The organism is Bacteroides caccae (assembly GCF_002222615.2).
Taxonomy (GTDB): Bacteria; Bacteroidota; Bacteroidia; order Bacteroidales; family Bacteroidaceae; genus Bacteroides; species Bacteroides caccae.
This window is the reverse complement of sequence record NZ_CP022412.2, coordinates 4039365-4063501: the sequence shown is the minus strand read 5'-3', so window position 1 is coordinate 4063501 and position 24137 is coordinate 4039365. Positions and strand designations below refer to the sequence as shown.

Below are 24137 nucleotides of genomic sequence, written 5' to 3'. Positions count from 1 at the left end.
ATGAGAGGGGAGGGAAATGAATACATTATTCTGGAGTAAGATTCAGCGGGGGGATGAAGGAGCATTCCGGCAGCTTTATGAGCAATATGCAGATTTGCTGTATGGATATGGCATGAAGATAGCCGGTGATGATGATTTGGTCACAGATGCGATACAGACGTTGTTCGTATATATCTTTGAAAAAAGAGAAACCTGTGCTGTGCCTCAATCTATATCTGCCTATCTGTGTGTGTCGTTGAGACATATCATAGTCAATGAATTGAAGAAAGAGAATGGTGGTATATTCAGATCGTTGGACGATGTAGATACGAATGAATATAAGTTTGATCTCGAAATCGACATTGAAACGGCGATTATCCGCTCTGAATTAGAAAGAGAACAATTAAAAGTCTTGCAGAGAGAAATTAATAACCTGACGAAGCAACAGCGGGAAGTGTTATATCTGAAGTATTATAAGAAGATGAGTTCAGATGAGATTGCGCAGGTAATGGGATTGACTTCCCGTACCGTATATAACACGACTCACACGGCAATATCCAGGTTAAGAGAGCAGTTGAGTAAAACTTTCCTGCTTGCGGTGGGAGCTAATTTATGGATTTTTAATTGATGTGAGGCATGGAGGATAATACGGAACTTTTAGAAAAATATATCGAAGAAGGTAAGCTTCCTCTGAAAGGCGAGTTGTTTTCCCGTAAGGCGAAGATTGCTGAGAAGTTGAGGTTGCATCGTGAAGAAAGTCGTCGGATTACTGTAAGCCGCCAACGGAAACGGGGAGGTGAAAGGTCGGCAGCCCTGTATTGGGGAATAGTGGCTATGTTTATTGTTCTTTTGGGAATAGGTGGTTACTATTTCTCAGAGGAAAAACTAGTAACGGAAACTACGGCAATGGATTATGAACTGCCGGATGGCAGTAAAGTAAAGCTGATGGGAAACTCTTCTCTGTCTTATAATCGCGTCACATGGTTTTGGGAACGTAAACTTCAACTATTGGGAAAAGCTTTGTTTAAAGTGACTCCCGGAAAGACTTTTACGGTTCAGACCGAAGCCGGAGACGTTTCAGTGCTCGGAACCAAATTCCTGGTGGTACAACAAGGAAAGAAAATGCTTGTAAACTGTGAAGAGGGCAGCGTGAAAGTTGCGACGCCGGTGGGACAACGGACATTGACTGCAGGACAGAGTGTTCGGTGTGACGAAACTAAGATAGTACCTGTGGAAAGAAAGGTACCAACACCGGAAGCCGAATACCCGGAAGTTCTGGGCTATGAAGACGACCCGCTGATTAATGTAGTGGCGGATATCGAACAAATATTCAAATTGACAGTTATCGGGCATGAGAAATGTGAAGGGCTGACTTATAGTGGAACGGTTCTGACTAGAGACTTGAATGCGACGTTGGAAAATGTCTTCGGTTCTTCCGGAATCGGTTATCAACTTCGAGAGAAAGAAATTATTTTAGAATAAAAAAGAGGCTGAATTCAGCCTCTTTTTTATTTAAATCGATTTTTTTTCGTTTTTTCTTGGTAAAAATGGAGTAAAGGCTTCTCTTCCTAATATAAGTACTCTATGAATAGTAAGATTAAGATTAGAAAAGAATTTGAGTTGCTGTGAGACTAACATGAAAAAAGTCAAAACAAACAATAGATTTTGGTAGCAGAATGAGTAACTACCAAAAATAGTGAGTCGGAAATGGTTCCCTCGCCGGAAGTTATAGTTGTTGAATTAGCTTAGTTTTCCGACTAAAAAGGCTGGGTTGAATTTTAGAAGGTTTACAACCCAGTCTGACACTAATTTTTTTAGAAAGCCGATGAGGCCAGAATGTTGTATTTATGTTGTGACCGGTTTTCTTCTGGTAGTTTGATAGGTTAAGAAGGTATGAAACCAGAAGTAGGGCTAAACCGGGTTGTTATCAGTCAGTGCATTTATTTAATAATTGTTTTATCCAAGGTGTGAGAGAAGCAGGAGGGAGTTTCTCTCATACCATTTGCTTTTATATGCCGAGGACATTTTGTTGTCAATCCTATCCCAAACTTGCGGTTTTATACTTTATTATCCCTTTCTTAATTAATTTTATAATAAAAAAATGGTATTTTCGGACGCTTTTTAGACAAACGGCTTAAATTACTAATAGTTTATTATATGGAAAATATCGAAACAGCGATTCTGCTGATGGTGGTCGGAATGGCTACCGTATTTGTTATTCTGCTGATTGTGATTTATTTAGGTAAATTGCTGATTACTTTAGTCAACAAGTATGCTCCCGAAGAAGTGGCTCCTGCCAAACAGGAAACGCCGAGAGGTCCTGCGCCTATTCCGGGGAATATCTTGGCTGCCATTACTGCGGCCGTGAATGTTGTGACACAAGGTAAGGGAAAGGTCACCAAAGTAGAAAAGTTATAATTAATCAAGTATATCATTATCATTGAAAGACATGAAAAGAGAAGTAAAGTTTAGTTTGGTATTCCGAGATATGTGGCAGTCAGCCGGAAAATATGTACCTCGTGTAGACCAACTCGTGAAGGTAGCTCCTGCCATTATTGAAATGGGCTGTTTTGCCCGTGTAGAAACTAATGGCGGAGGTTTTGAACAGGTAAATTTATTGTTTGGCGAAAACCCGAATAGAGCCGTGCGCGAATGGACAAAGCCATTTCACGAAGCAGGCATTCAAACCCATATGCTCGACCGCGCACTGAACGGACTCCGGATGAGCCCCGTTCCGGCGGATGTCCGCAAATTGTTCTACAAAGTGAAGAAAGCGCAAGGTACAGATATCACCCGTACATTCTGCGGATTGAATGATGTACGCAACATTGCTCCTTCTATTACATACGCCAAAGAGGCAGGAATGATTTCACAATGCTCGCTTTGTATCACTCATTCGCCCATTCATACTGTAGAGTACTACACCAATATGGCGTTGGAACTTATCAAATTGGGGGCGGACGAGATTTGTATCAAAGATATGGCAGGCATCGGTCGCCCCGTTTCATTGGGCAAGATTGTGGCGAATATCAAAGCGGCACATCCCGAAATACCTGTACAGTATCATAGTCATGCAGGTCCTGGATTTAATATGGCAAGTATTCTTGAGGTATGCGAAGCCGGTTGTGATTATATTGACGTAGGTATGGAACCACTTTCATGGGGTACAGGACATGCCGACCTGCTGAGTGTTCAGGCTATGCTGAAGGATGCCGGTTATCAGGTGCCGGAAATCAATATGGAAGCCTATATGAAGGTGCGTGGCATGATTCAAGAGTTTATGGACGATTTCCTCGGATTGTACATCAGCCCGAAAAACCGTCTGATGAATTCTCTGCTTATCGCTCCCGGACTTCCCGGCGGTATGATGGGTAGTTTAATGGCAGACCTCGAAACGAATCTGGAATCTATCAACAAATATAAGGCAAAGCATAATCTGCCGTTTATGACGCAAGACCAGCTTCTGATTAAGTTGTTCGACGAAGTTGCCTATGTATGGCCTCGTGTCGGTTATCCTCCGTTGGTGACTCCGTTCAGCCAGTATGTGAAGAACCTTGCCATGATGAATGTGATGGCTATGGAGAAAGGCAAAGACCGTTGGGGAATGATTGCCGATGATATTTGGGATATGATTCTGGGGAAAGCCGGACGTTTGCCGGGCAAACTTGCTCCCGAAATCATCGAAAAGGCCGAGCGCGAAGGTCGCAAATTCTTCGAAGGAAATCCGCAGGACAACTATCCGGATTCTCTCGACAAGTACCGCAAGTTGATGAAAGAAAATAAGTGGGAAGTGGGCGAAGATGACGAGGAACTCTTCGAGTACGCCATGCATCCGGCTCAATACGAAGCTTATAAGAGTGGAAAAGCGAAAGAGGACTTCTTGGAAGACGTTGCAAAACGCCGTGCAGAGAAAGATAAGTCTCCTGAAGAAGATGCAAAACCAAAGACATTGACTGTACAGGTAGACGGACAGGCTTACCGTGTGACCGTAGCTTATGGCGATGCCGAACTTCCTGCTACACCTGCTGCCGCTGCCGCACCGGCAGGAGAGGGACAGGATGTTCTTTCTCCGCTTGAGGGTAAATTCTTTTTAGTGAAGAATGCGCAGGAAACTGCTATGAAAGTAGGTGACGTGGTGAAAGAAGGTGATGTGCTGTGCTATGTGGAAGCAATGAAAACTTATAACGCCATTCGTGCAGAATTTGGTGGTACAATTACTGCTATCTGCGCTAACCCGGGAGACACTGTTTCAGAAGATGATGTATTAATGAAGATAGGATAATGAACGAGATATTTGAGAACTTATATGAGATGACTGCGTTCAGTAATATCATTGCCGAACCGCAGTTCCTGATAATGTATGCTATCGCGTTTGTCCTGCTTTATCTGGGTATCAAGAAACAGTACGAACCGTTGTTGCTTGTCCCTATCGCTTTCGGTGTGTTGCTTGCCAACTTTCCCGGTGGTGATATGGGAGTGATTCAGGCAGACGAGAATGGCATGGTAATGATAAACGGAGTGATGAAGAACATTTGGGAAATGCCTTTGCATGACATTGCCCATGAATTGGGACTGATGAACTTCATTTATTATATGTTGATTAAAACCGGCTTCTTGCCTCCGATTATCTTTATGGGTGTCGGTGCATTAACGGACTTCGGGCCGATGTTGCGTAATCTGCGTCTTTCTATTTTCGGTGCTGCCGCACAACTCGGTATCTTTACCGTACTGTTGGTATCTATCTTAATGGGATTCACTCCGAAAGAAGCAGCTTCTCTCGGTATCATCGGTGGTGCGGATGGCCCTACGGCTATCTTCACAACGATCAAACTGGCTCCTCATCTGTTGGGCCCGATTGCTATTGCCGCTTATTCTTATATGGCATTGGTTCCGGTGATTATTCCGTTGGTGGTGAAACTTCTTTGTTCTAAGAAAGAGTTGAGTATCAATATGAAAGAGCAGGAGAAGAAATATCCTTCAAAGACCGAAATTAAGAATTTGCGTGTATTGAAGATAATTTTCCCGATTGTAGTAACTACGGTTGTAGCGCTTTTCGTGCCGAGTGCAGTACCTTTGATTGGTATGTTGATGTTCGGTAACCTGGTGAAAGAGATCGGAAGTAATACTTTCCGTTTGTTCGATGCAGCTTCCAATAGTATCATGAATGCCGCCACTATCTTCTTAGGATTATCAGTGGGTGCTACAATGACTACAGAAGCTTTCCTGAACTGGACAACAATCGGTATCGTTATAGGTGGTTTCCTTGCATTCGCCCTTTCTATTACAGGTGGTATTTTGTTTGTGAAACTGGTGAATCTCTTTTCCAAAAAGAAGATCAATCCTCTTATTGGTGCAACCGGATTGAGTGCTGTTCCAATGGCAAGCCGTGTGGCGAATGAGATTGCTTTGAAGTACGACTCCAAGAATCACGTCTTGCAGTATTGTATGGCAAGTAACATCTCCGGAGTAATCGGTTCTGCCGTGGCTGCGGGTGTGTTGATTTCCTTCCTTGCATAATAAAAGAACAACCGGCTTAGAGATAAGAATCCGGAGATATGGGCAGAGTTATGCTCGTATCTCCGGATTTACTTTTTTGATTTGCTTTCTATTGTTTACAATACTGTTTTCAGACTATTTATTCACTGATAACCTTTCTATATTCAGCTATCGCCATTTTCTCCGACAAATATGCGTTAATTAGATTTGTGTGTGCCTGTGTCCACGATAACTGCGCCGAGAGAACATCCACCATACTTGCTTTACCTTCATTATAAGAGAAGGTAACTAAATCAAGATTTTCATTAGCCAGATTCATGTTCTCTGTTGCAGTTTTCACCTGATATTCCGTTTCCGTCAGTTTAGTTAATGCACCGGACAATTCTTCGTTGATATTATCCGTTATATAACTTTGTTGCAGTTTCTGTATTCCGATGTATGCTTTCTGCTGGCGGTTTGTTTTGAAACGGGCTCCCCAGTGGAAAATAGGAATATTCAGATTAATGCCGACAATAGGATTGAAAGATACGTCATATCCAAGGTTAGGCGTTCCCGTTGCCCAGCCGCCGCTAAAATACATATTTAGTTGAGGGTTAAACTGGCTGAGAGCGGCTTTACGTTGCGCTTGACTTTTCATGATATTTACTTGCGTACTTTCGTAATCAGCGCGCCGTTGCAATACATTTTCCAACGACAGAATCTGTACGGGGGTAAAAGCTGTGTCAATCGAAGAAAGACTGTCTACGGGAGCATTAGGTTCCATACCCATGAGGATATTCAACTTTTGCAGTGCTAACGTATAATTCTGACGGGCCTTGATATATTGTAGTTCAGCTTCTTTTAAGCGGGTGGAAATCATCAGTAAGTCTGTACGGCTAATCATTCCATCGTTAAAACGGTCCTGAATGATGTTATATTGCTGTTTGACAATGCTTTGATATTTGTCTGCTGACTGTAACATAGCTTGTGAAGCGGAGGCATTCCAATAAACAGCATCGCTCTGATAATGAATCTGGTCCAAAGTTAGTTCCTCGTTCAGTTGATTCAGCTTCTCATCCGCTTTCGCAATCTTATGTTGAGCGTTAAGGGTACCACCTGTATAGAGAGGTTGAGAGACGACAAACACCCCTTGATAAGTGTGGTTCCGGTATTCTCCCAGCGGTTCGTTCCATGCTTTTAGGTCGCTCATATTCAGAGTACCGTCCGCATTTACGTCTATTTTGGGTAAGAATCCCGTATGAGCTATCTTTCGTGCTTCCGCACTTGCCATTGTCTTTAGTTTTTGTTGTTTCAATATCTGGCTGTAAGCCTCCACTTTGTCGCGATAGGCTTCCCGGCTGAGATAAGGTTGTTGCGCCCGGGCAGTGAAGCCGAGAAGCAACAGTGATATAATTATAAATTGAGTTTTCATTTTATCCATTATAAATAGTAAATTCCCATTTAATCCTTAATCCGTTGAATGGCACAATAAGCCACCGGCAACACAAACAGTGTCAGTATCGAAGCTACCAGCAAACCTCCCATGATAGTGGCTGCCATTCCGCCGAACATCGCATCGAACAGCAACGGCAACATACCCAGAATCGTTGTCCCCGATGCCATTGCTACAGGAACGATACGGCTCGTTGTGGCACTAACCACCGCATCAAGCGGCTTCTTTCCCATCTTAGCTTCCAAATCAATCTGTTCCACAAGTACGATTGCATTCTTGATATTCATGCCGATTAATCCGAGTAATCCGAGGATAGAGAAAAAGTCGAATGATTTGCCAAGTAATAGCAATCCTAACACGATACCGATGAATATCAACGGTAACATCAGCAAAATCACTGTCGGTTTACGATATGTCTTGAATAGGAACAGTAGCGTAACAAACATCAAAAAGAACGTCAACGGAAGATTCTTGGCTAATGCTTCGTTGGATTCTACCTGGCTTTCCTGCTCTCCGAAATATTTCATCGTATATCCTTCCGGAACTTTAATCTCCTTTTGTACCTGCGACCACACTTGGTTGAAGGCTGCAATCGCATTTACTCCGCGGCGCGGGTCACATTGCGCCATCATCACCATTTGTCGGTTGTAATCTTTCACATTAGAGAACCGGTATTGAAAATCAAAATCCGACACTACTTGTTCCAGGCTTGTTGTCTCGTTTCCCGTGCCGAACACCGGAAGCGTGCGTAAGTCATTGATACGGAACGAATCCACCGTATTATCCTTTAGCAGAATAGGGAGCACCTGATCGCCCTGACGGTATTCTCCCAACGTCATTCCCGTTGTACCAATCTGGATACTTTGTGCCATTCCCTGTCGGGATACTCCCAACGGTTGTGCACGTTCCGGACTATACACAGGTTTCCATACCGGAATTTTGTTCCCCCACGAATTGCGGATATTAATCAAATCCGGATTCCGGTGCATAATCTCCAACGCTTGGTTGGTTAGTGCCACAAGCGTATCTGTATTCGGCCCTATAAAACCGATCTCAATAGCAGCGTCTACGGCAGGGGATAGTTTGAACAGGCTCGTCCGGGTAATCGCATTCGGATAATTCCTTTTCATATATCCGTCGAAATTCTCCTCATATTCCTTCGTATATTTGCTGTCCGTCAGTTCTACCAGTACATTGGCGAAGTTCGGTTTCGGTCCTACTGAAGTAGATGCCAGATAATATCTCAATGGTGTGCTTCCGAAAGTAATTGATACTTTCTTTACTTCCGGCTGTTGCACCAAATGTTCTTCCACCGATTTCATTTCTTTCACCACATCGTTGATACTATACCCGTCCGGGTAGAATACGTCCGCACGGAAATAAGGTTTGTCCAAAGAAGGGAAAAAGTTTTGTGGCATCGTCCCCATGATGACGAGTGAGATGATGAAAAGTGCTACCATAGAACCCAGCGTCAACACCTTGCGGCGGATCAGCGTCCGGAGAATAGAAGCAAACTTATGATAGAAAGGCTTGTCATATGGGTCTTTTGCATCGCCGTTCGCTTTGGCTTTCAGGATAAAATTACCGAATACGGTCGTCTGTGTCAATGCAAGTATCCAACTCAATCCCAGTGAAATGGCGAGTACCACAAACAACGGCTTCACGATTTCCGCTACCGAAGACGGGGCCAGATAAAGTGGCAGGAATGAACAGATAGCAATGAAAGTGGCTCCGAGTAATCCCCATTGCGGTCCTGTGGCACCGTCTATCAATGCCTTTCGCCTGTTTACTCCACGAGCAATGGCAATCTGTGCATTATCCGTCACCACAATGGCATTGTCTACCAGCATACCCATTGCGATAATGAATCCCGCCAGCGATGTACGATTCAGTCCGACACCAAAGAAAGACATGATAAGTAGTGTACCTCCGATAGAAAATATCAGCGATGAGCCAATCAAGACACCGGCACGAAGTCCCATTACCAGCATGATAATCACAATTACAATTAAGATGGACTCAATCAGATTGATGATAAATCCGTTATTGGCTTCGTTGGCTATTTCGTTTTCCAGATAAAGACTTTGCAATTCCAGTCCTACGGGCATAAGCGGGAGTAGTTCACTCAGTTTTGCTTTTACGTTTTCACCTGTCTGCACTACGTCTCGTTGCGGGTCGGTAGAGACACCGATACCGATAGCACGTTTTCCGTTTACGTGCATGATATTGGAAGGAGGATCGAGATAGCCCTTTTCGATAACGGCAATATCTCCCAACTTTACCTGTCCCGCTTTCGTGGTGATAACCTGATTGCGGATATCATCTATGGTCGTATACATACCATTAGCAGTTACCCGTAGCTGTTGTTCCCCTGCGCGGATTTCTCCGGTGTTGATAATCTGGTTTTGTGATTGCAGCAGGCTGGCGAGCTGTTTCGGGTCGATGCCCATGCCTACCAGTTTATTGGTCGAGATGAAGATATTTACTACCTCTGTCTGTACTCCGAACAGTGCCACTTTCATCACACCGTCGGCAGTGACGACTTGTGTTTTAATCCGTTCCGCCCAGTTTCGCATCTCGTCGTAGGAGAAACCATCATCGGCCGTCAGACCGTAATAGATACCGAATACATCGCCGAAATCGTCCGACACAGTCGGCGTAGATGCACCACTCGGCAACTGCGGTTGTATATTGAGTACCTTCCTACGTAGCTCGTCCCACTTTTGCGGAATGGAACTTGCCGATAGTGACGGTTGCAATTCAAATGTGATTTTGGAAAGCCCGTACATAGATTCCGATTTAATCTTGTACACACCACTCATACTTTGTATCTCGCGAGAGATAGGCTCTGTTATCAGACGTTCCACTTCTGCCGGCTCGGCTCCCGGATAACGGGTCATGATAACCGCTGACTTGATGACGAAGGGAGCATCTTCTTTCTTCCCTAGCTTTCCGAAGGAAGAAATCCCTCCGATAAGCAACACAGCAAGAAAGAAATAGATAATCTTCGTGTTGTCTAATGAATATTTGGCTAAGTTCATTTCTCTATATCTTTTACGTTTTCCCCTTCTACTAACTGATATACTCCGGCAATAACAATTTTCTCTTCCGGTTTCAACCCTTTGGAGATAAGTACCTGTGCTTCTCCGGTAGGTGCGTTAACAGTCACTTCTCGTTTGTGTACCTTGTTGTCTTCCACCACCCAGACGTACATCTTCTTTCCTTCGCTTTCACCGAACACGGCGCTTAACGGGATAATTGTCCAACTATCCTGTACCAACGGTCCTACATCTGCCGTGAAACGGATACTGCACGTAAATCCCGGTTTCACTGCATATAAATCCCGGTCGAAAGACGGGTCATCAATAGTAATACTGACCGGAATCCCCGTTCCGTCTGTCGAGATATCAAGATATTCTTCAAGCTTTGCCTGGAAAACATGTCCTTTGAATGTGTCGAACTCTACTAGAAAACGCGGGTCTTTGGTGCGGAGCAGGTAAAGGTAAGCGTCGGGAATTGTAAACTTGATGCGCAGATTGTGTGTATTGACCAACTGCACGATACCTTCACCCGAGTTGACACGCTGATAATTTTCCACAAGACGTTTTTCGATGGAACCGTCGAAGGGAGCCGTCAATTTAGTGTCGCGCATATTATTGACGGATAACTCATATTCTGATTTCGCTTTCTGGTAATTAGCCAGGCTGATTTCATATTCCTGAACCGATATGGCTTGGCGGGAGAGGAGGCGCTTATTGCGTTCCACTTGTGCGGCAGCCGTCTCATACGCCGATTTGGTAGCGGCATATTGCAGGGCGATGTCCCTGGGGTCGATAGCTGCAATCAATTGTCCCTTCTTTACTTTCTCGCCTTCTATGACAGGCAGGTTGATGATTTGTCCGCTGACCTGGAATGCCAGCTTCACATACTCCACGGCTTCTACAATTCCCGAAAAATCTTTTCTGATGATCGATCTTGACTCTACAATCGTGGTTTTCACCGGACGGGCCGTTATAACACTCGTTTCTTTTTTTTGTCCGCAGCCCGCTAATAGGACGGCTACTGCGAGCATAAATCCATATTTCTTTTTCATACAGCACACTGATGTTTAGAGTTTTTGCGTTGATTCGTTTCTCTTTTTTAAAGAGAGTAAACAACTTACAAGTGTTTATGTTCAGGATTTGTGTGCTTTTCGTTGATTGTCGCTACGAGTTGGATTCTTAATTTGTTTTATTGGGGAGTGCGGTAAAATAGAGGCTCTGTTTGAGGAAAATAGAGTGTCTGTTTGTGGCAGTTGGAGCGTCTGTTTACATCAAACAGAGCCTCTGTTTTGGGGAGAGTTCATGTGTTCTCTAGAGACAGGCTGAAAGGGGGGAGCTGATATGAAAATAGTATTTTTATTTCCGTCTTCTTGTCGGTTTTCCTGAGAAGATAGTCAATTCAAAAATCGTAAATATGATTTCTGTTGTTGTATATCCGTCGAGAGTGTATTCCAAATTCTCATCTTCGGAGAAATACTTGAGGTAAACGGTTGGCACACCCATATAAAAGTCAAGAAAAAGATAAGAAGTATAGTTATAAATGCCCAAGTCGGCAAATTTATTTAAAATGTCATTGTTAAAAACAGTACACCATCCTGTTTGGGTTTCGAATCCCGACATTTCGAATCTGCGATGCTCTTTCATAAATTTGTCTTTGTCCACATGCCTTAATTGTTGCTGCAATTCGTCACCAAAAGAAAGGCGTTGTCTGATAAGGTTAAAAACTTCCTCCTTTGTCATTTGTTTTAAGTTAGTTATTTCCATTTTTGTTTATTAATTCTGTAAAGGTACTTCCTTTATTTTGTAATAAACGGAATCCGGACATTTTTCTTTTATTTATTTTTCGGCTGATAGTCCTGAAAACTTCCGGATATATTGTTGCCAGTGTAATGTCTCAAAACGAAAAAGAGGAAATTCCTTTCGGAATCTCCTCTTTTTCATCTTACAAGAAAGACTAATTATTTCTTCTTACGGTCACCGTAACGGCTCATGAACTTATCAACACGTCCTGCAGTGTCTACCAATGTAGATTTACCAGTATAGAACGGGTGAGAAGTGTTTGAGATTTCAATCTTCAGCAACGGATAAGTTTCACCTTCGAATTCGATGGTTTCTTTAGTTGCTACAGTTGATTTAGATAAAAACATGTCACCATTTGACATATCTTTAAATACTACCGGACGGTATGATTCTGGATGAAGGCCTTTTTTCATTTCAGTATCTGTTTTTTAATTTATATTCTGTTACTATTTTGGTAAGAAATAGTGTAATGGTCATTTTCAGAGCGCAAAGATAATGCTTTTATATGAAATAGAAAAAGAATTCTTTTAAAATTTATAATATATAGCTTCGAATTACTGATTTACTGTGTATTGTTTGGGGGCACTGAACTTGTTCTGATGCTATGACGATAAATTAAACTGATTGCTAGCTCGACATTACAATATAATGTCATTGTGTCTTCCTGCTAAAAAAATACGGTTCTATTTAAACCTTTTTCTGCTATATTTTCCTTTCCGATGTTCGTTATTCGGGGGATAATGCTTACTTTTGCGTAGAATTTTTATTCACTAACAATAAACTTTAAACAAAATGGTAAATTACAAAGATTTAGGATTGGTAAACACAAAAGAAATGTTTGCTAAGGCTATCAAAGGTGGATATGCTATCCCAGCATTCAACTTCAACAATATGGAACAGATGCAGGCTATCATCAAGGCTGCTGTTGAAACTAAATCTCCTGTGATTCTTCAGGTTTCTAAAGGTGCTCGTCAGTATGCTAACGCTACTTTGTTGCGTTACATGGCTCAGGGTGCTGTAGAATATGCTAAAGAATTAGGCTGTGCACATCCCGAAATCGTTCTTCATCTTGACCACGGAGATACTTTTGAAACTTGTAAATCTTGCATCGACTCAGGTTTTTCTTCAGTGATGATTGACGGTTCTCATCTTCCTTACGAAGAAAACGTAGCACTGACTAAGAAGGTAGTTGATTACGCTCACCAGTTTGATGTAACTGTAGAAGGCGAACTTGGCGTATTGGCAGGTGTTGAAGACGAAGTTTCTTCTGATCACCACACATATACTGACCCTGAAGAAGTAATTGATTTCGCTACTCGCACTGGTTGCGACTCTTTGGCTATCTCAATCGGTACTTCTCATGGTGCTTACAAATTTACTCCGGAACAGTGTCACATCGATCCGGCTACTGGTCGTATGGTTCCTCCTCCGTTGGCTTTCGAAGTATTGGATGCTGTTATGGAAAAACTTCCGGGATTCCCTATCGTTCTTCACGGTTCATCTTCAGTTCCTGAAGAAGAAGTTGAAACGATCAACAAATACGGTGGTGCTTTGAAAGCTGCTATTGGTATCCCTGAAGAAGAATTGCGTAAGGCTGCTAAGTCTGCAGTTTGCAAAATCAACATCGACTCAGACTCTCGTCTGGCTATGACTGCTGCTATCCGCAAGACTTTTGCTGAAAAACCGGCAGAATTTGACCCACGTAAGTATCTTGGTCCGGCTCGCGACAACATGGAAAAACTGTATAAGCACAAAATCCTTAACGTGCTCGGTTCTGACAACAAGTTGGCACAGTAATCTTCGGATTATTTCATAAATAAAGAGAAAGGCTGCTTCCGGTTGACGGTGGCAGCCTTTTTAGTTAGCGGTAAAACGCTGATTTTATTCTTTCTTTGTAGTCTCAGGATTTCCATTCTGAAAGAAATCCTCTATTTTCTGTTTGCTTTTCAGGTCTTTCAGCCAGTTGTCAGCAGCGTTATAATAATTGGTTATTCCTAAAACGAGTTCTCCCTTTTCATTCAGTTTTGCCTGTTCTGCTTTCTCATCTTTGGGACGTGTTTTTAGAAATGCTTCCAGGTAGCGTTCTGTGCTTTTTCTGTCTTTTAAGGCGAAAAAGGAAAGATGTGCCATGTCATATAGTAATTTATGATTTTGTCTGTCGTATTTCTGATACCGTTCTTTTATAGACGCTAATTGTTCTTTATACATTTGCGCCATTTTATAACAGTCAGTCATGCCTATATAAAGGCGTACCATGCTGCTGTCTTTCGGTATTGACAAATTGATAGCTTGTTCCAGATACTCTACTCCTTGTTTCTTCCATGAAGTCTTGGCACAGGAACGTCCGAGGTAATAGAGGAGGTTTACATTCTCCGGATCATATTTCCGGGCAGCTTCCAGAAAATCATGTGCTTCATAATATCTTTCAATGGCATAATAACTGATACCGAGATAGTAACAGGTATGGAAGGTACTGTCTCCCTGGTTTACCAGGTACTGATAACGGCGGATTGCGGTTGGATAATCCTGTTTTAGACAGTACGCCAAAGCATTCTGGCGATTGACGGCAATGTTGGTGGTATCAATCTTCCGGTATTTCTCTGTTGCTTCTATTGCTTCGTCATAGTAAGAGGCTGCTATATTGATTGCCCCTAATTTGGCGGCGGCAAGATAGTCGGCGGGATATTTTTCCTGAATATTGTAGTAGCAACCCGCGGCAGGCAGAAGTTCATTCATACCTTCGAAACTCTGTGCTTGCAAATGCAGGGCGATAGCAGAACTGTCTTTTTCTGTCATTAGGCTGCTTTCACCCAATGCTTCGCGGAACTTTTGTTGGGCGAGAAGCAGGTTGATATACTGTATGCGTACATATTTATTCTCCGGAGTGAGGTCGAGCACTTTTTCATAATATGCTGATGCTTGCTTATATTTGGCAAGGGTGCGGCAACATTCGGCGGCCTCAATCAGTGCGCGAGTGTTAGTGCTATCCTTGCCTATGATTTCCTGATAGGTGGAAAGTGCTTCCGCGTTCAGTCCAAGGCTACGCAGGGCTTTGCCTTTCTGTAGCAATAGGGGAGTGGCGGGCTTTTTTTGTGCAATGAGCGAGAGTGCCGTTTCGTAGTCGTAACTTGCCATAGCCTCTTGGATAGGGTCAGTCTGCTGTGCCATTAATAGGGTGGTGGAACAGAGCAGGAGTAGTAGAAGTATCCGTTTCATAAATTGTAATTTTAGTGTGTCGTTTATAAAGCGCAAGTTACTAAAATTATTGTACTTACGAAATATTCGTAATATGTTTCAGATAGATTAACGTATCGATAACACAGGATAACATAACAGAGAATATGACATAAAGAAAAGAAGAACAATAAAAAATGCCCCTTTCCGCAGAAAGAGGCATTTTCGTAGAGAAGAATTCTACTTTTATAGTTTAAGACATGCCGAATGGAAATCCGGCAGGGCATCTTATCTCTACATTAAGAATCCTAACAGGATACCGGCGGCAACAGCCGAACCGATTACACCTGCTACGTTCGGACCCATAGCGTGCATTAACAGGTAATTGGTCGGATCGTATTCCAAACCGATAACTTGTGAGATACGTGCCGAGTCGGGAACAGCAGATACACCTGCATTACCGATCAACGGATTAATTTTGTTGTCCTTCTTCAAGAAGAGGTTGAAGAGCTTAACGAACAGTACGCCGGATGCAGTTGCAATGATGAATGACAAAGCACCGAGGGCGAAAATCTTGATAGAGTCGAAAGTGAGGAACTCGGACGCTTGCGTAGAAGCACCTACTGTAAGACCTAACAGGATAGTAATCGTATCAATCAGCGGACCGCTGGCGGTGTTTGCCAAACGGCGTGTTACACCACTTTCTTTCAACAAGTTACCGAAGAACAGCATACCCAACAAAGGCAAACCGGAAGGAACCAGGAAGCAAGTCAGTAACAAACCGATAATCGGGAATATTACTTTCTCTGTGTGAGAAACAGCACGCGGCGGTTTCATGCGGATTACGCGTTCGTGTTTTGTGGTGAGCAGACGCATGATAGGCGGCTGTATCACCGGGACCAACGCCATATAGGAATAGGCAGACACCGCAATAGCTCCCATTAAGTTAGGGGCCAGTTTGGATGAAAGGAAGATAGCCGTCGGACCGTCTGCACCACCGATGATACCGATAGCACCGGCCTGCATCGGGTCAAATCCCATTTCCAATGCAATCATGTAAGCACCGAAGATACCAAATTGTGCGGCTGCACCGATTAGCATCAGCTTCGGGTTAGAGATAAGTGCAGAGAAGTCGGTCATGGCGCCGATACCCAAAAAGATGAGCGGCGGATACCAGCCGGACGTCACTCCCTGATACAATATGTTCAATACTGAACCTTCTTCATAGATGCCGACTTTCAGTCCCGCATCCATGTTGAAAGGTATATTACCGATCAGAATACCGAATCCGATAGGAATCAGCAGCATTGGCTCGAATTCTTTGGCTATAGCCAGATAAATAAAGAACAGGCCAATAAGGAGCATAACGACGTGTCCTCCTGTTGCGTTGGCAAATCCTGTATACGTCCAGAAATCGGCAAGGTTGTTTCCTAAAAAGTTTATAAAATCTCCCATATTATTCAATAATTACGAGGTCATTACCTTCAAGGACAGAATCTCCCTTGTTTACGTTGATAGCGGTAATCTTACCGTCTTTGTCTGCATTGATATTGTTTTCCATTTTCATGGCTTCCAATATAATAATGGTTTGTCCTTTCTTCACTGTGTCGCCTACGTTCACTTTTATGTCGAGTATAACACCCGGTAGCGGAGATTTGACACCTGATTTTCCGGTAGACTGTGCAGCCGGTTTCACTACCGGTGTGGTAGGAGCAGCCGGAGAGTTCGGCAATGGGCGTACTACCGGTTTTGCAGGTGCCGCCTTCGGCTGTTTTTCCATTTCTACTTTATAGTGCGTACCGTTCACTTCTACATGAGCGATATTGTCTTCGATATCTCCAATGGTCACTTTATATGAGTTACCGTTGATTTTGTATTTATATTCTTTCATCGTTTTATCTTTTTAAGGGTTGACTTACTTTTTGGGAGTTTCACGCAAGGTGTAAATCTTCGAACTCCACGGTGAATAGCTACGTTTCACACGAGTGATAGTCAGTACCGTTTCTTCTACGTCGTGTACCTCATCTTGCATTTCGTGCAATGCCATAGAAATTGCGGCATAAACTTCGCCCGGAGCTTGTGACAGTTCTTTGGCTGTTTCCTTGTCGATACCTTTTGACTTCATCGTATTGCGTTTGCTCAAGTTCACGGCTACTTTACCTACAATCTTGAAAGAGATATAAAGAAGTATCAATCCGCAGAATACCACACTCATCGCCGAGATAGACATACCGATACCTACAGAGTCATGTTCTTCGAACTTCTCCATTTTAGCATTGCTGTCGAGCGTCTTGTTATTCGTACTTGGAGTCACATATTTGTCACTACTTCCACCTTTTACTTCCCAATTTGCCGCTCCGTCACTTATACGTGCGTATGATTGGTTAGGACCCAGAACTCCTGCCGGTACTACAATCTGATCAAGTAACTTCTTGCCGGAGTCGAATAAGCCAATCCAGTTGGCAGTCTCAGGGTTCAATTTGCAACTTGTGTGAAAGGTACCACGGTTAGGTTCACCATCCGCCCAGAATAGAGCATGCTGGCGGGGTTTAACTAACGTTAGTACATCACCTTTAGGGATAAAATAGGTAACTGTATCACCCGGCTGATTGCTTACTTTCAGTAAACATCCCGCCAAGTCTGCGCTACCGTATGATTTGTTGAATACTTCGATCCATGCGCTGTGCAGTCCGTAATCATCCTGAAAATTACTTTGATTGTCTATCAGGACTTCGTTCAGCATTAGCTTACTGTTTGTCTTTTTCTCTCCGCAAGAGGTCAGTCCAACCAGTAACAGCAAAGAAAGGAATATTCCAATTTTGGTTTTGCTCATAATCTTTCTTGTTTTAATGTGAAAAGTTGGATTACAATGGAATATTGCCATGCTTCTTAGCCGGGTTAGTCAGCTTCTTAGTCTGCAACTGCTGTAAAGCGCGGATAACGCGGAAACGTGTGTTACGCGGTTCAATCACATCGTCAATGTACCCGTATTTCGCTGCGTTATAAGGATTGGCAAACAGTTTCGTGTATTCTGCTTCTTTTTCTGCAAGGAACTGAGCCGGGTTTTCCTGTTCTTTTGCTTCGCGTGCGTATAACACTTCTACTGCACCTGCACCACCCATTACAGCAATTTCGGCTGTCGGCCATGCGTAGTTCATATCACCACGGAGTTGCTTACAGCTCATCACGATGTGAGAGCCACCGTAAGACTTACGCAGAGTGATAGTTACCTTAGGTACAGTAGCTTCACCATAAGCATACAGCAATTTGGCGCCATGGAGGATAACGCCGTTATACTCCTGACCTGTTCCCGGAAGGAATCCCGGTACGTCTACCAATGATACGATAGGAATATTGAAGGCATCACAGAAACGTACGAAACGTGCGCCCTTGCGGGAAGCGTTACTATCTAGTACACCTGCCAGGAACTTCGGCTGGTTGGCTACGATACCTACGGACTGACCGTTGAAACGTGCGAAACCGATAATGATGTTCTTTGCATAGTCCTTTTGGATTTCGAGGAATTCGCCGCCGTCTACGATCGCACCGATTACTTCGTACATATCGTATGGTTTGTTGGGGCTGTCGGGGATAATATCGTTCAAAGAATCTTCCAGACGGTCGATTGGATCTGCACAATCCACATAAGGAGCTTCTTCAAGATTATTTTGAGGAATATAGCTCAATAGCTTGCGAATCAGCGCCAGACCTTCTTCTTCTGTCTGAGCGGTGAAGTGAGTCACACCCGATTTAGTAGAGTGTACGCTTGCGCCGCCGAGGTTTTCCTGGCTTACATCTTCACCTGTAACGGTTTTCACAACTTTCGGTCCGGTGAGGAACATATAAGAAGTACCTTCCATCATCAGCGTGAAGTCTGTCAGAGCCGGAGAATAAACGGCACCACCGGCACAAGGGCCAAAGATACCTGATATCTGCGGGATCACACCGGATGCAAGAATATTGCGTTGGAAGATTTCTGCGTAACCTGCCAAAGCGTTGATTCCCTCTTGGATACGTGCACCACCCGAGTCATTGATACCGATACATGGAGCACCCATTTTCATAGCTTGATCCATGATTTTACAAATTTTCTGTGACATGGTTTCCGACAACGAACCGGCGGAAACAGTGAAGTCCTGAGCGAATACATACACCAGACGTCCGTCGATCGTACCGCAACCGGTCACTACACCGTCACCCGGATAGTGTTTCTTTTCCATGCCGAAGTTCGTGCATCTGTGCTCAACGAACATGTCCATTTCTTCGAAACTACCTTCATCCAGCAACATAGCCAGACGCTCGCGCGCTGTGTATTTCCCTTTTTCGTGTTGCTTCGCAATTGCTTTTTCACCGCCTCCGATACGTGCTACGGCACGGCGTTCAATAAGCTCTTTAATTTTTTCAAGTTGATTACTCATGAGTTCTTGTTGGTTTTAGAGTTTATAGATTAATGTTCGCAGAGTTCTGTCAACACACCCAGAGTTGATTTTGGGTGAAGGAAAGCGATGTTCAAACCTTCGGCACCTTTGCGCGGAGCTTTGTCGATTAGGCGGATTTCCTTGCTTTCTGCTTCTGCCAAGGCATTGGCTACACCATCTTCCACGGCAAATGCAACGTGATGAACACCTGCACCTTTGTTCTCAATGAACTTAGCAATAGTGCTCTCGGGGCAAGTGGGCTCCAACAGTTCGATTTTGGTTTCGCCTACTTTCAAGAAAGCAGTTCTTACTTTCTGGTCTTCTACTGTTTCAATGTTGTAACACTTCAGACCTAATACATTTTCGTAGTAAGGAAGGGCTTCTTCAATGCTTTTTACAGCAATGCCCAGATGTTCAATGTGTGAAATCTTCATAACTATACTTTTTTATTTGGTTTTAATTATGTGCTTATACGGCATAAAACAGCACAAAGAAAGACAATTCTTACCTAATAAAGAAATTTTTCAGCATTTAATTATTGGGATATAAAGTATAAAAAATGGTAGGGAGGGAGCATGAAGAATGGTTTTGTAATCTGGAGATTGCATTTAAACGTAAAATTTGACCATTAACTTATTCAGCCAAGGCCAACTGACGCGGAACCAACGTCGGGTACTGCTTTGTTTTCCTCCGAAGCGGAGTACGAAATCGCGATAACCATGCCGACGGAAAGGAAGTCCCACATCCATGAACTCCAGATGGCGGAAACCTCGTTCGTGAGCATCCTCCAGAGCTTTCCAAACGGCGAGTACGCCCGGGTATTGCAGTGCATACGTCTTTCGCATTCCTCCCGAAAACCAGAGGAAAGCATTGTCTCCTGAGTAAATGCATACAGAGCCGCCGATAATCTTTTCTTTGTAGCGGACAATAAATATTTTAGCTTGCTTTCCCTTGATGAGCATATTGTTCATGTGGCGGAAAAAGTCATTGGCAGGGAAATACCGGCGTATGCGGGAAGAGTAAACCTTATGCAGCATACGTGAAAAATCACGTATCTCGTCTGTGGTGTGCGCTTCTTCTACTTTGGCTCCATTTTTAAGCCCTTTTTTTATCTGGCGGAGACGTGACGGGCTGAAACGGTCTTCCGCTTTTTTCGAACTATGTAACGAATTGCGTACCCGTAACCAGTTGACCGGAAAATAGTCGTTGTTCCGGAAAGAACGGTAACCGAACATAGAGTTGTCCAGATTGCGGAATTCGATAAGGATACAGGTACGGGATGCCTCTTGCGTGAGATGTTCCAACATTTCGCCGAACACTTCTTCCTCTCTTTCCCTGATGTTCGGAAGCGAATCTTTCTGTTCGGCTGTAAATGTCTTTTCCAGGAATTCACCTTCTCCATATACCACACATTGTTTCACAAGACAGGAAGGAAGCCATTTTTTAGTTTTGCGGATCGCTGCCAAGAGCCGTGCCACAGGTTTTCCGTCTTCTGTTGCCACTATCAGTAAGGGCGAGTATCCGGGCGTTGCTTCGTATATTTGAAACAACTCCTTGGAATGGAATGTGTTATTTCCCGGCAGGTCAGGAATATCCTTTCCGTGGTAATATGTAGTTAGTTTAAGTGGCATGTGGGACAAATTTACACTTTTTATTTTTCATTCAACAAAAAAACGGAGATTTTGTTGGCGACCTTTAAAACGAACAGTCTATTTTTCTTGCGTAATATTTCTATTTTTTATCTGATTTTCGTTACTTTTGCGTATTGGCAAACACTTTAAAAGAAGCAATTTATGTTAGAAGAAATATTGGCTTACAACAAAAAATTCGTAGAGGACAAGGGATATGAAGCGTATATTACAAATAAGTATCCTGATAAGAAGATTGCTATTCTTTCCTGTATGGACACTCGTTTGACAGCTTTACTGCCTGCTGCGCTGGGAATTAAAAACGGCGATGTGAAAATGATAAAAAATGCGGGAGGCGTCATTTCCCATCCTTTCGGTAGTGTGATTCGTAGTCTGCTCGTGGCTATTTTTGAGTTGGGAGTGGAGGAAATTATGGTGATTGCGCACTCCGACTGCGGCGCTTGCCATATGCATAGCGAAGAAATGTTGGAGAAGATGAAGGCAAGGGGCATTAATCCTGATTATATCGACATGATGCGTTTTTGCGGGGTCGACTTTCATTCATGGCTGGACGGCTTCGAAGATACAGAGAAGTCGGTAAGAGGAACGGTTGATTTTATTGTGCATCATCCTTTGATTCCGGTGGATGTGAAGGTATACGGATTCATTATTGATTCTACAACCGGAGAATTGACGCGGATTGTGTGAAAAGGACAAAAAAAGAAGGCAACTCTTTGTCAGTTGCCTTTATCTTTTTACGGTTATATACTTTCTTTGACTGGTGCACCCTTTTGTGACAAATAGGGTGTCCGTACATCTCAATTTCCGCCTCACGGCTTGCTTTACGATTCGCTTTAATGTAATCGTCCTGTGTAATTCGCTTTTTCATGATGATATTGTTTATCGTTGCAAAGATACTGTTTTTATTTCCTATTACGCTCGGTTTGCACTATCTTTGCATACATTAATTAAATGAAACCGGAAATAATATGGAAAATTTCAGTGAATTGATAAAGAATCGTCGCAGTATGCGCAAGTTCACCGATGAAGAACTGACACAGGATGAGGTTGTAACATTGATGAAAGCAGCTTTGATGTCACCTTCTTCCAAGCGCAGCAATAGCTGGCAGTTTGTAGTGATTGATGATAAGGAAATGCTGAAAGAATTGTCTCATTGCAAGGAACAGGCTTCTTCTTTTATTGCAGATGCGGCTTTGGCTATTGTGGTAATGGCTGACCCGTTGGCAAGCGATGTATGGATTGAAGATGCTGCTATTGCTTCTATTATGATACAGTTGCAGGCGGAAGACCTCGGGTTGGGCAGTTGCTGGGTGCAGGTACGTGAGCGTTTCACGGCAACCGGAATGCCTTCCGACGAGTTTGTGCATGGAATTCTTGATATACCTTTGCAGCTTCAGGTACTTTCTGTCATTGCGGTCGGCCATAAGGGGATGGAACGCAAACCTTTCAATGAAGAACATCTCCAATGGGAGAAAATCCATATCAATAAGTTCGGAGGAAAATAACAATGGGAGCTGCCAAAGCAAATAATAGTAAAGATACTTATCTCGCGACTGCCGTTACCTTTATGGTGATCGGTGCACTTTTTCTGATTGATAAACTGATTCATTTTTCTTCTATCGGTTTGCCCTGGGTGATGAATAAGGATAATATGTTGCTGTATGCTGCTGCCTGTTTCCTTATTTTCAAACGCGATAAATCAATAGGTCTTGTGTTGCTGGGACTTTGGCTGGTGATGAATATCGGTTTGGTGATGTCATTGCTTGGTTCATTGTCCGGTTATTTGTTGCCATTGACATTGCTTATCATCGGTATAATCTTATATTGGTTTGCAAAACGCTGAAAAAACGATGAAAAGAAGTATAGAAGATACCCCGGTTGTATTTATCGGTGCCGGAAACCTGGCTACCAATTTGGCAAAAGCACTTTACTACAAAGGTTTTCGCATTGTGCAAGTATATAGCCGGACAGAAGAGTCCGCCCGTGCGCTGGCGGAGAAAGTAGAGGCGGATTATACGACTGACTTACAGGAAATATCAAAAGACGCCAAACTCTATATCGTATCCCTGAAAGATGCGGCTTTTGTAGAATTATTGCCGCAGATAACGGAAGGTAAACAAAAATCTTTACTGGTTCATACGGCGGGGAGCATCCCTATGAGTGTCTGGGAAGGTCATGCAGAACGTTATGGAGTATTTTATCCGATGCAGACATTCAGTAAACAGCGTGAAGTTGACTTTCAGGAAGTGCCTTTCTTTATTGAAGCGAAAAGGGCGGAGGATACGGAACTATTGAAAGCGATTGCCTCGACCCTCTCTGAGAAAGTGTACGAAGCTGATTCAGAACAACGCAAAAGCCTTCATTTGGCAGCCGTCTTTATCTGTAATTTCACAAATCACATGTATGCGCTGGCTGCCGATTTGCTCGAAAAATATAATTTACCTTTCGAAGTGATGCTTCCGTTGATTGATGAGACTGCACGTAAAGTACACGAACTGGCTCCGCGTGATGCGCAGACCGGACCGGCTGTACGCTACGATGAAAATGTGATGAGTAATCATCTTGCGATGTTGGTGGACTCTCCGGCGTTGCAGGAAATTTATAAATTAATGAGTAAGAGTATCCATGAGCACCATAAATTATGATTTATCACGCATCAAGGCACTGGCTTTTGATGTGGACGGTGTGTTGAGTTCGACAACCGTACCGTTGCATCCTTCCGGGGAACCGATGCGTACTGTGAATATCAAGGACGGATATGCCATTCAATTGGCAGTGAAAAAGGGGATCCGTATTGCTATCATTACCGGTGGGCGGACGGAGGCCGTCCGTATCCGTTTTGCCGGACTGGGCGTGACGGACTTATACATGGGTTCTGCGGTGAAAATACACGACTATCGTACTTTCCGTGATAAGTATGGACTTGCTGATGATGAAATCCTGTATATGGGGGATGATGTGCCCGATATAGAAGTAATGCGTGAATGTGGCTTGCCTTGTTGTCCGAAAGATGCCGTACCGGAAGTAAAAGCGGTGGCGAAATACATTTCTTATGCGGAGGGGGGGCATGGCTGCGGACGCGATGTAGTGGAGCAAGTCCTGAAAGCTCATGGAATATGGTTGACGGATGATGCCTTCGGCTGGTAAG

General features: G+C 43.4%; 24 protein-coding genes. 11 read left to right on the top strand and 13 right to left on the bottom strand.

What is annotated here, in order from left to right:
* Window positions 1-16 precede the first annotated feature (16 nt).
* From CGC64_RS16725 to CGC64_RS16705, 5 genes are all read left to right on the top strand, one after another.
* Window positions 17-607: an RNA polymerase sigma factor gene (locus tag CGC64_RS16725; RefSeq protein WP_005678385.1), complete on the top strand. Its 591-nt coding sequence runs from the start codon at window positions 17-19 to the stop codon at window positions 605-607.
* A gap of 8 nt (window positions 608-615) precedes the next feature.
* The gene (locus CGC64_RS16720; protein WP_005678386.1) at window positions 616-1461 is read left to right on the top strand and encodes a FecR family protein; all 846 of its coding nucleotides are present in this window, start codon (window positions 616-618) and stop codon (window positions 1459-1461) included.
* A 675-nt stretch (window positions 1462-2136) separates the two neighbouring features.
* Window positions 2137-2397 (top strand): OadG family protein, encoded by a 261-nt coding sequence (locus CGC64_RS16715; RefSeq protein WP_005678388.1) that lies wholly within the window; start codon window positions 2137-2139, stop codon window positions 2395-2397.
* Between the two features lie 31 nt (window positions 2398-2428).
* Entirely contained in the window at window positions 2429-4261 is a 1833-nt protein-coding gene (locus CGC64_RS16710) for a biotin/lipoyl-containing protein (RefSeq protein WP_005678389.1), read from the top strand.
* Window positions 4261-5496, top strand: coding sequence for a sodium ion-translocating decarboxylase subunit beta (locus tag CGC64_RS16705; protein ID WP_005678390.1), 1236 nt, complete (start codon window positions 4261-4263; stop codon window positions 5494-5496). Before CGC64_RS16710 ends, CGC64_RS16705 begins: the two co-directional genes overlap by 1 nt.
* Before the next feature lie 118 nt (window positions 5497-5614).
* On the opposite strand, the gene CGC64_RS16700 is transcribed toward CGC64_RS16705, so the two are convergent.
* The 5 genes from CGC64_RS16700 to CGC64_RS16675 form a co-directional block, all read right to left on the bottom strand.
* Window positions 5615-6886 carry a TolC family protein gene (locus CGC64_RS16700; protein WP_032855352.1) on the bottom strand — a complete coding sequence of 424 codons (1272 nt, stop codon included), beginning with the start codon at window positions 6884-6886 and terminating at the stop codon, window positions 5615-5617.
* Window positions 6887-6915: 29 nt separating this feature from the next.
* Complete coding sequence (locus CGC64_RS16695; protein WP_005678392.1) at window positions 6916-9948, bottom strand: efflux RND transporter permease subunit; 3033 nt, start codon at window positions 9946-9948, stop codon at window positions 6916-6918.
* On the bottom strand, window positions 9945-11000 hold the full coding sequence (locus CGC64_RS16690; protein WP_005678393.1) for an efflux RND transporter periplasmic adaptor subunit: 1056 nt from the start codon (window positions 10998-11000) through the stop codon (window positions 9945-9947). The genes CGC64_RS16695 and CGC64_RS16690 overlap by 4 nt, the downstream gene beginning before the upstream one ends.
* A 304-nt stretch (window positions 11001-11304) precedes the next feature.
* Entirely contained in the window at window positions 11305-11712 is a 408-nt protein-coding gene (locus CGC64_RS16685) for a hypothetical protein (RefSeq protein ID WP_005678394.1), read from the bottom strand.
* A 194-nt stretch (window positions 11713-11906) separates the two neighbouring features.
* Window positions 11907-12161, bottom strand: coding sequence for a type B 50S ribosomal protein L31 (locus tag CGC64_RS16675; RefSeq protein WP_005678397.1), 255 nt, complete (start codon window positions 12159-12161; stop codon window positions 11907-11909).
* A 379-nt stretch (window positions 12162-12540) separates the two neighbouring features.
* Here CGC64_RS16675 and CGC64_RS16670 point away from each other — a divergent pair, with 379 nt between their 5' ends.
* Window positions 12541-13545, top strand: a complete 1005-nt coding sequence (locus CGC64_RS16670; protein ID WP_005678398.1) for a class II fructose-bisphosphate aldolase — start codon at window positions 12541-12543, stop codon at window positions 13543-13545.
* 84 nt (window positions 13546-13629) lie between these two features.
* On the opposite strand, the gene CGC64_RS16665 is transcribed toward CGC64_RS16670, so the two are convergent.
* The 7 genes from CGC64_RS16665 to CGC64_RS16635 form a co-directional block, all read right to left on the bottom strand.
* On the bottom strand, window positions 13630-14964 hold the full coding sequence (locus CGC64_RS16665) for a tetratricopeptide repeat protein (protein ID WP_005681619.1): 1335 nt from the start codon (window positions 14962-14964) through the stop codon (window positions 13630-13632).
* Between the two features lie 252 nt (window positions 14965-15216).
* Window positions 15217-16377: a sodium ion-translocating decarboxylase subunit beta gene (locus CGC64_RS16660; RefSeq protein WP_005678401.1), complete on the bottom strand. Its 1161-nt coding sequence runs from the start codon at window positions 16375-16377 to the stop codon at window positions 15217-15219.
* Between the two features lies 1 nt (window position 16378).
* On the bottom strand, window positions 16379-16813 hold the full coding sequence (locus CGC64_RS16655; protein ID WP_005678402.1) for an acetyl-CoA carboxylase biotin carboxyl carrier protein: 435 nt from the start codon (window positions 16811-16813) through the stop codon (window positions 16379-16381).
* A 24-nt stretch (window positions 16814-16837) separates the two neighbouring features.
* Entirely contained in the window at window positions 16838-17755 is a 918-nt protein-coding gene (locus CGC64_RS16650; RefSeq protein WP_005681618.1) for an OadG family transporter subunit, read from the bottom strand.
* A gap of 31 nt (window positions 17756-17786) precedes the next feature.
* Window positions 17787-19340 carry an acyl-CoA carboxylase subunit beta gene (locus CGC64_RS16645; protein WP_005678404.1) on the bottom strand — a complete coding sequence of 518 codons (1554 nt, stop codon included), beginning with the start codon at window positions 19338-19340 and terminating at the stop codon, window positions 17787-17789.
* Window positions 19341-19369: 29 nt separating this feature from the next.
* Window positions 19370-19774 (bottom strand): methylmalonyl-CoA epimerase, encoded by a 405-nt coding sequence (gene mce / locus CGC64_RS16640; protein WP_002561104.1) that lies wholly within the window; start codon window positions 19772-19774, stop codon window positions 19370-19372.
* A gap of 174 nt (window positions 19775-19948) precedes the next feature.
* Window positions 19949-20971 (bottom strand): GNAT family N-acetyltransferase, encoded by a 1023-nt coding sequence (locus CGC64_RS16635; RefSeq protein WP_005678407.1) that lies wholly within the window; start codon window positions 20969-20971, stop codon window positions 19949-19951.
* A 162-nt stretch (window positions 20972-21133) separates the two neighbouring features.
* Here CGC64_RS16635 and CGC64_RS16630 point away from each other — a divergent pair, with 162 nt between their 5' ends.
* Window positions 21134-21676: a beta-class carbonic anhydrase gene (locus CGC64_RS16630; protein WP_005678408.1), complete on the top strand. Its 543-nt coding sequence runs from the start codon at window positions 21134-21136 to the stop codon at window positions 21674-21676.
* Here the strand turns inward: CGC64_RS16630 and CGC64_RS16625 are convergent.
* Window positions 21645-21857, bottom strand: coding sequence for a hypothetical protein (locus tag CGC64_RS16625; RefSeq protein WP_005678409.1), 213 nt, complete (start codon window positions 21855-21857; stop codon window positions 21645-21647). The genes CGC64_RS16630 and CGC64_RS16625 overlap by 32 nt on opposite strands.
* Before the next feature lie 100 nt (window positions 21858-21957).
* Here CGC64_RS16625 and CGC64_RS16620 point away from each other — a divergent pair, with 100 nt between their 5' ends.
* Genes CGC64_RS16620 through CGC64_RS16605 form a run of 4 tightly spaced genes read left to right on the top strand, consistent with a single transcriptional unit; the run spans window position 21958 to window position 24136 of the window.
* A complete protein-coding gene (locus tag CGC64_RS16620) occupies window positions 21958-22494 on the top strand; it encodes a nitroreductase family protein (protein ID WP_005678410.1) in 537 nt (178 codons plus the stop codon).
* Window positions 22495-22496: 2 nt separating this feature from the next.
* A complete protein-coding gene (locus CGC64_RS16615) occupies window positions 22497-22832 on the top strand; it encodes a hypothetical protein (RefSeq protein ID WP_005678412.1) in 336 nt (111 codons plus the stop codon).
* Window positions 22833-22839: 7 nt separating this feature from the next.
* Window positions 22840-23634: a Rossmann-like and DUF2520 domain-containing protein gene (locus tag CGC64_RS16610; RefSeq protein ID WP_005678413.1), complete on the top strand. Its 795-nt coding sequence runs from the start codon at window positions 22840-22842 to the stop codon at window positions 23632-23634.
* Window positions 23615-24136 carry a KdsC family phosphatase gene (locus tag CGC64_RS16605; RefSeq protein WP_005678414.1) on the top strand — a complete coding sequence of 174 codons (522 nt, stop codon included), beginning with the start codon at window positions 23615-23617 and terminating at the stop codon, window positions 24134-24136. Before CGC64_RS16610 ends, CGC64_RS16605 begins: the two co-directional genes overlap by 20 nt.
* The last annotated feature ends 1 nt before the right edge of the window (window position 24137 follow it).

Bases quoted from the DNA above. Each gene is read 5' to 3' on its own strand.
- CGC64_RS16715 (WP_005678388.1), top strand. From the start codon at position 2,137: ATGGAAAATATCGAAACAGCGATTCTGCTGATGGTGGTCGGAATGGCT.
- CGC64_RS16695 (WP_005678392.1), bottom strand. From the start codon at position 9,948: ATGAACTTAGCCAAATATTCATTAGACAACACGAAGATTATCTATTTC.
- CGC64_RS16665 (WP_005681619.1), bottom strand. From the start codon at position 14,964: ATGAAACGGATACTTCTACTACTCCTGCTCTGTTCCACCACCCTATTA.
- CGC64_RS16650 (WP_005681618.1), bottom strand. From the start codon at position 17,755: ATGAGCAAAACCAAAATTGGAATATTCCTTTCTTTGCTGTTACTGGTT.
- CGC64_RS16605 (WP_005678414.1), top strand. From the start codon at position 23,615: ATGAGCACCATAAATTATGATTTATCACGCATCAAGGCACTGGCTTTT.
- CGC64_RS16700 (WP_032855352.1), bottom strand. From the start codon at position 6,886: ATGAAAACTCAATTTATAATTATATCACTGTTGCTTCTCGGCTTCACT.
- CGC64_RS16710 (WP_005678389.1), top strand. From the start codon at position 2,429: ATGAAAAGAGAAGTAAAGTTTAGTTTGGTATTCCGAGATATGTGGCAG.
- CGC64_RS16725 (WP_005678385.1), top strand. From the start codon at position 17: ATGAATACATTATTCTGGAGTAAGATTCAGCGGGGGGATGAAGGAGCA.
- CGC64_RS16675 (WP_005678397.1), bottom strand. From the start codon at position 12,161: ATGAAAAAAGGCCTTCATCCAGAATCATACCGTCCGGTAGTATTTAAA.
- CGC64_RS16670 (WP_005678398.1), top strand. From the start codon at position 12,541: ATGGTAAATTACAAAGATTTAGGATTGGTAAACACAAAAGAAATGTTT.
- CGC64_RS16720 (WP_005678386.1), top strand. From the start codon at position 616: ATGGAGGATAATACGGAACTTTTAGAAAAATATATCGAAGAAGGTAAG.
- CGC64_RS16635 (WP_005678407.1), bottom strand. From the start codon at position 20,971: ATGCCACTTAAACTAACTACATATTACCACGGAAAGGATATTCCTGAC.
- CGC64_RS16620 (WP_005678410.1), top strand. From the start codon at position 21,958: ATGGAAAATTTCAGTGAATTGATAAAGAATCGTCGCAGTATGCGCAAG.
- CGC64_RS16625 (WP_005678409.1), bottom strand. From the start codon at position 21,857: ATGAAAAAGCGAATTACACAGGACGATTACATTAAAGCGAATCGTAAA.
- CGC64_RS16645 (WP_005678404.1), bottom strand. From the start codon at position 19,340: ATGAGTAATCAACTTGAAAAAATTAAAGAGCTTATTGAACGCCGTGCC.
- CGC64_RS16685 (WP_005678394.1), bottom strand. From the start codon at position 11,712: ATGGAAATAACTAACTTAAAACAAATGACAAAGGAGGAAGTTTTTAAC.
- mce (WP_002561104.1), bottom strand. From the start codon at position 19,774: ATGAAGATTTCACACATTGAACATCTGGGCATTGCTGTAAAAAGCATT.
- CGC64_RS16705 (WP_005678390.1), top strand. From the start codon at position 4,261: ATGAACGAGATATTTGAGAACTTATATGAGATGACTGCGTTCAGTAAT.
- CGC64_RS16655 (WP_005678402.1), bottom strand. From the start codon at position 16,813: ATGAAAGAATATAAATACAAAATCAACGGTAACTCATATAAAGTGACC.
- CGC64_RS16615 (WP_005678412.1), top strand. From the start codon at position 22,497: ATGGGAGCTGCCAAAGCAAATAATAGTAAAGATACTTATCTCGCGACT.
- CGC64_RS16660 (WP_005678401.1), bottom strand. From the start codon at position 16,377: ATGGGAGATTTTATAAACTTTTTAGGAAACAACCTTGCCGATTTCTGG.
- CGC64_RS16610 (WP_005678413.1), top strand. From the start codon at position 22,840: ATGAAAAGAAGTATAGAAGATACCCCGGTTGTATTTATCGGTGCCGGA.
- CGC64_RS16630 (WP_005678408.1), top strand. From the start codon at position 21,134: ATGTTAGAAGAAATATTGGCTTACAACAAAAAATTCGTAGAGGACAAG.
- CGC64_RS16690 (WP_005678393.1), bottom strand. From the start codon at position 11,000: ATGAAAAAGAAATATGGATTTATGCTCGCAGTAGCCGTCCTATTAGCG.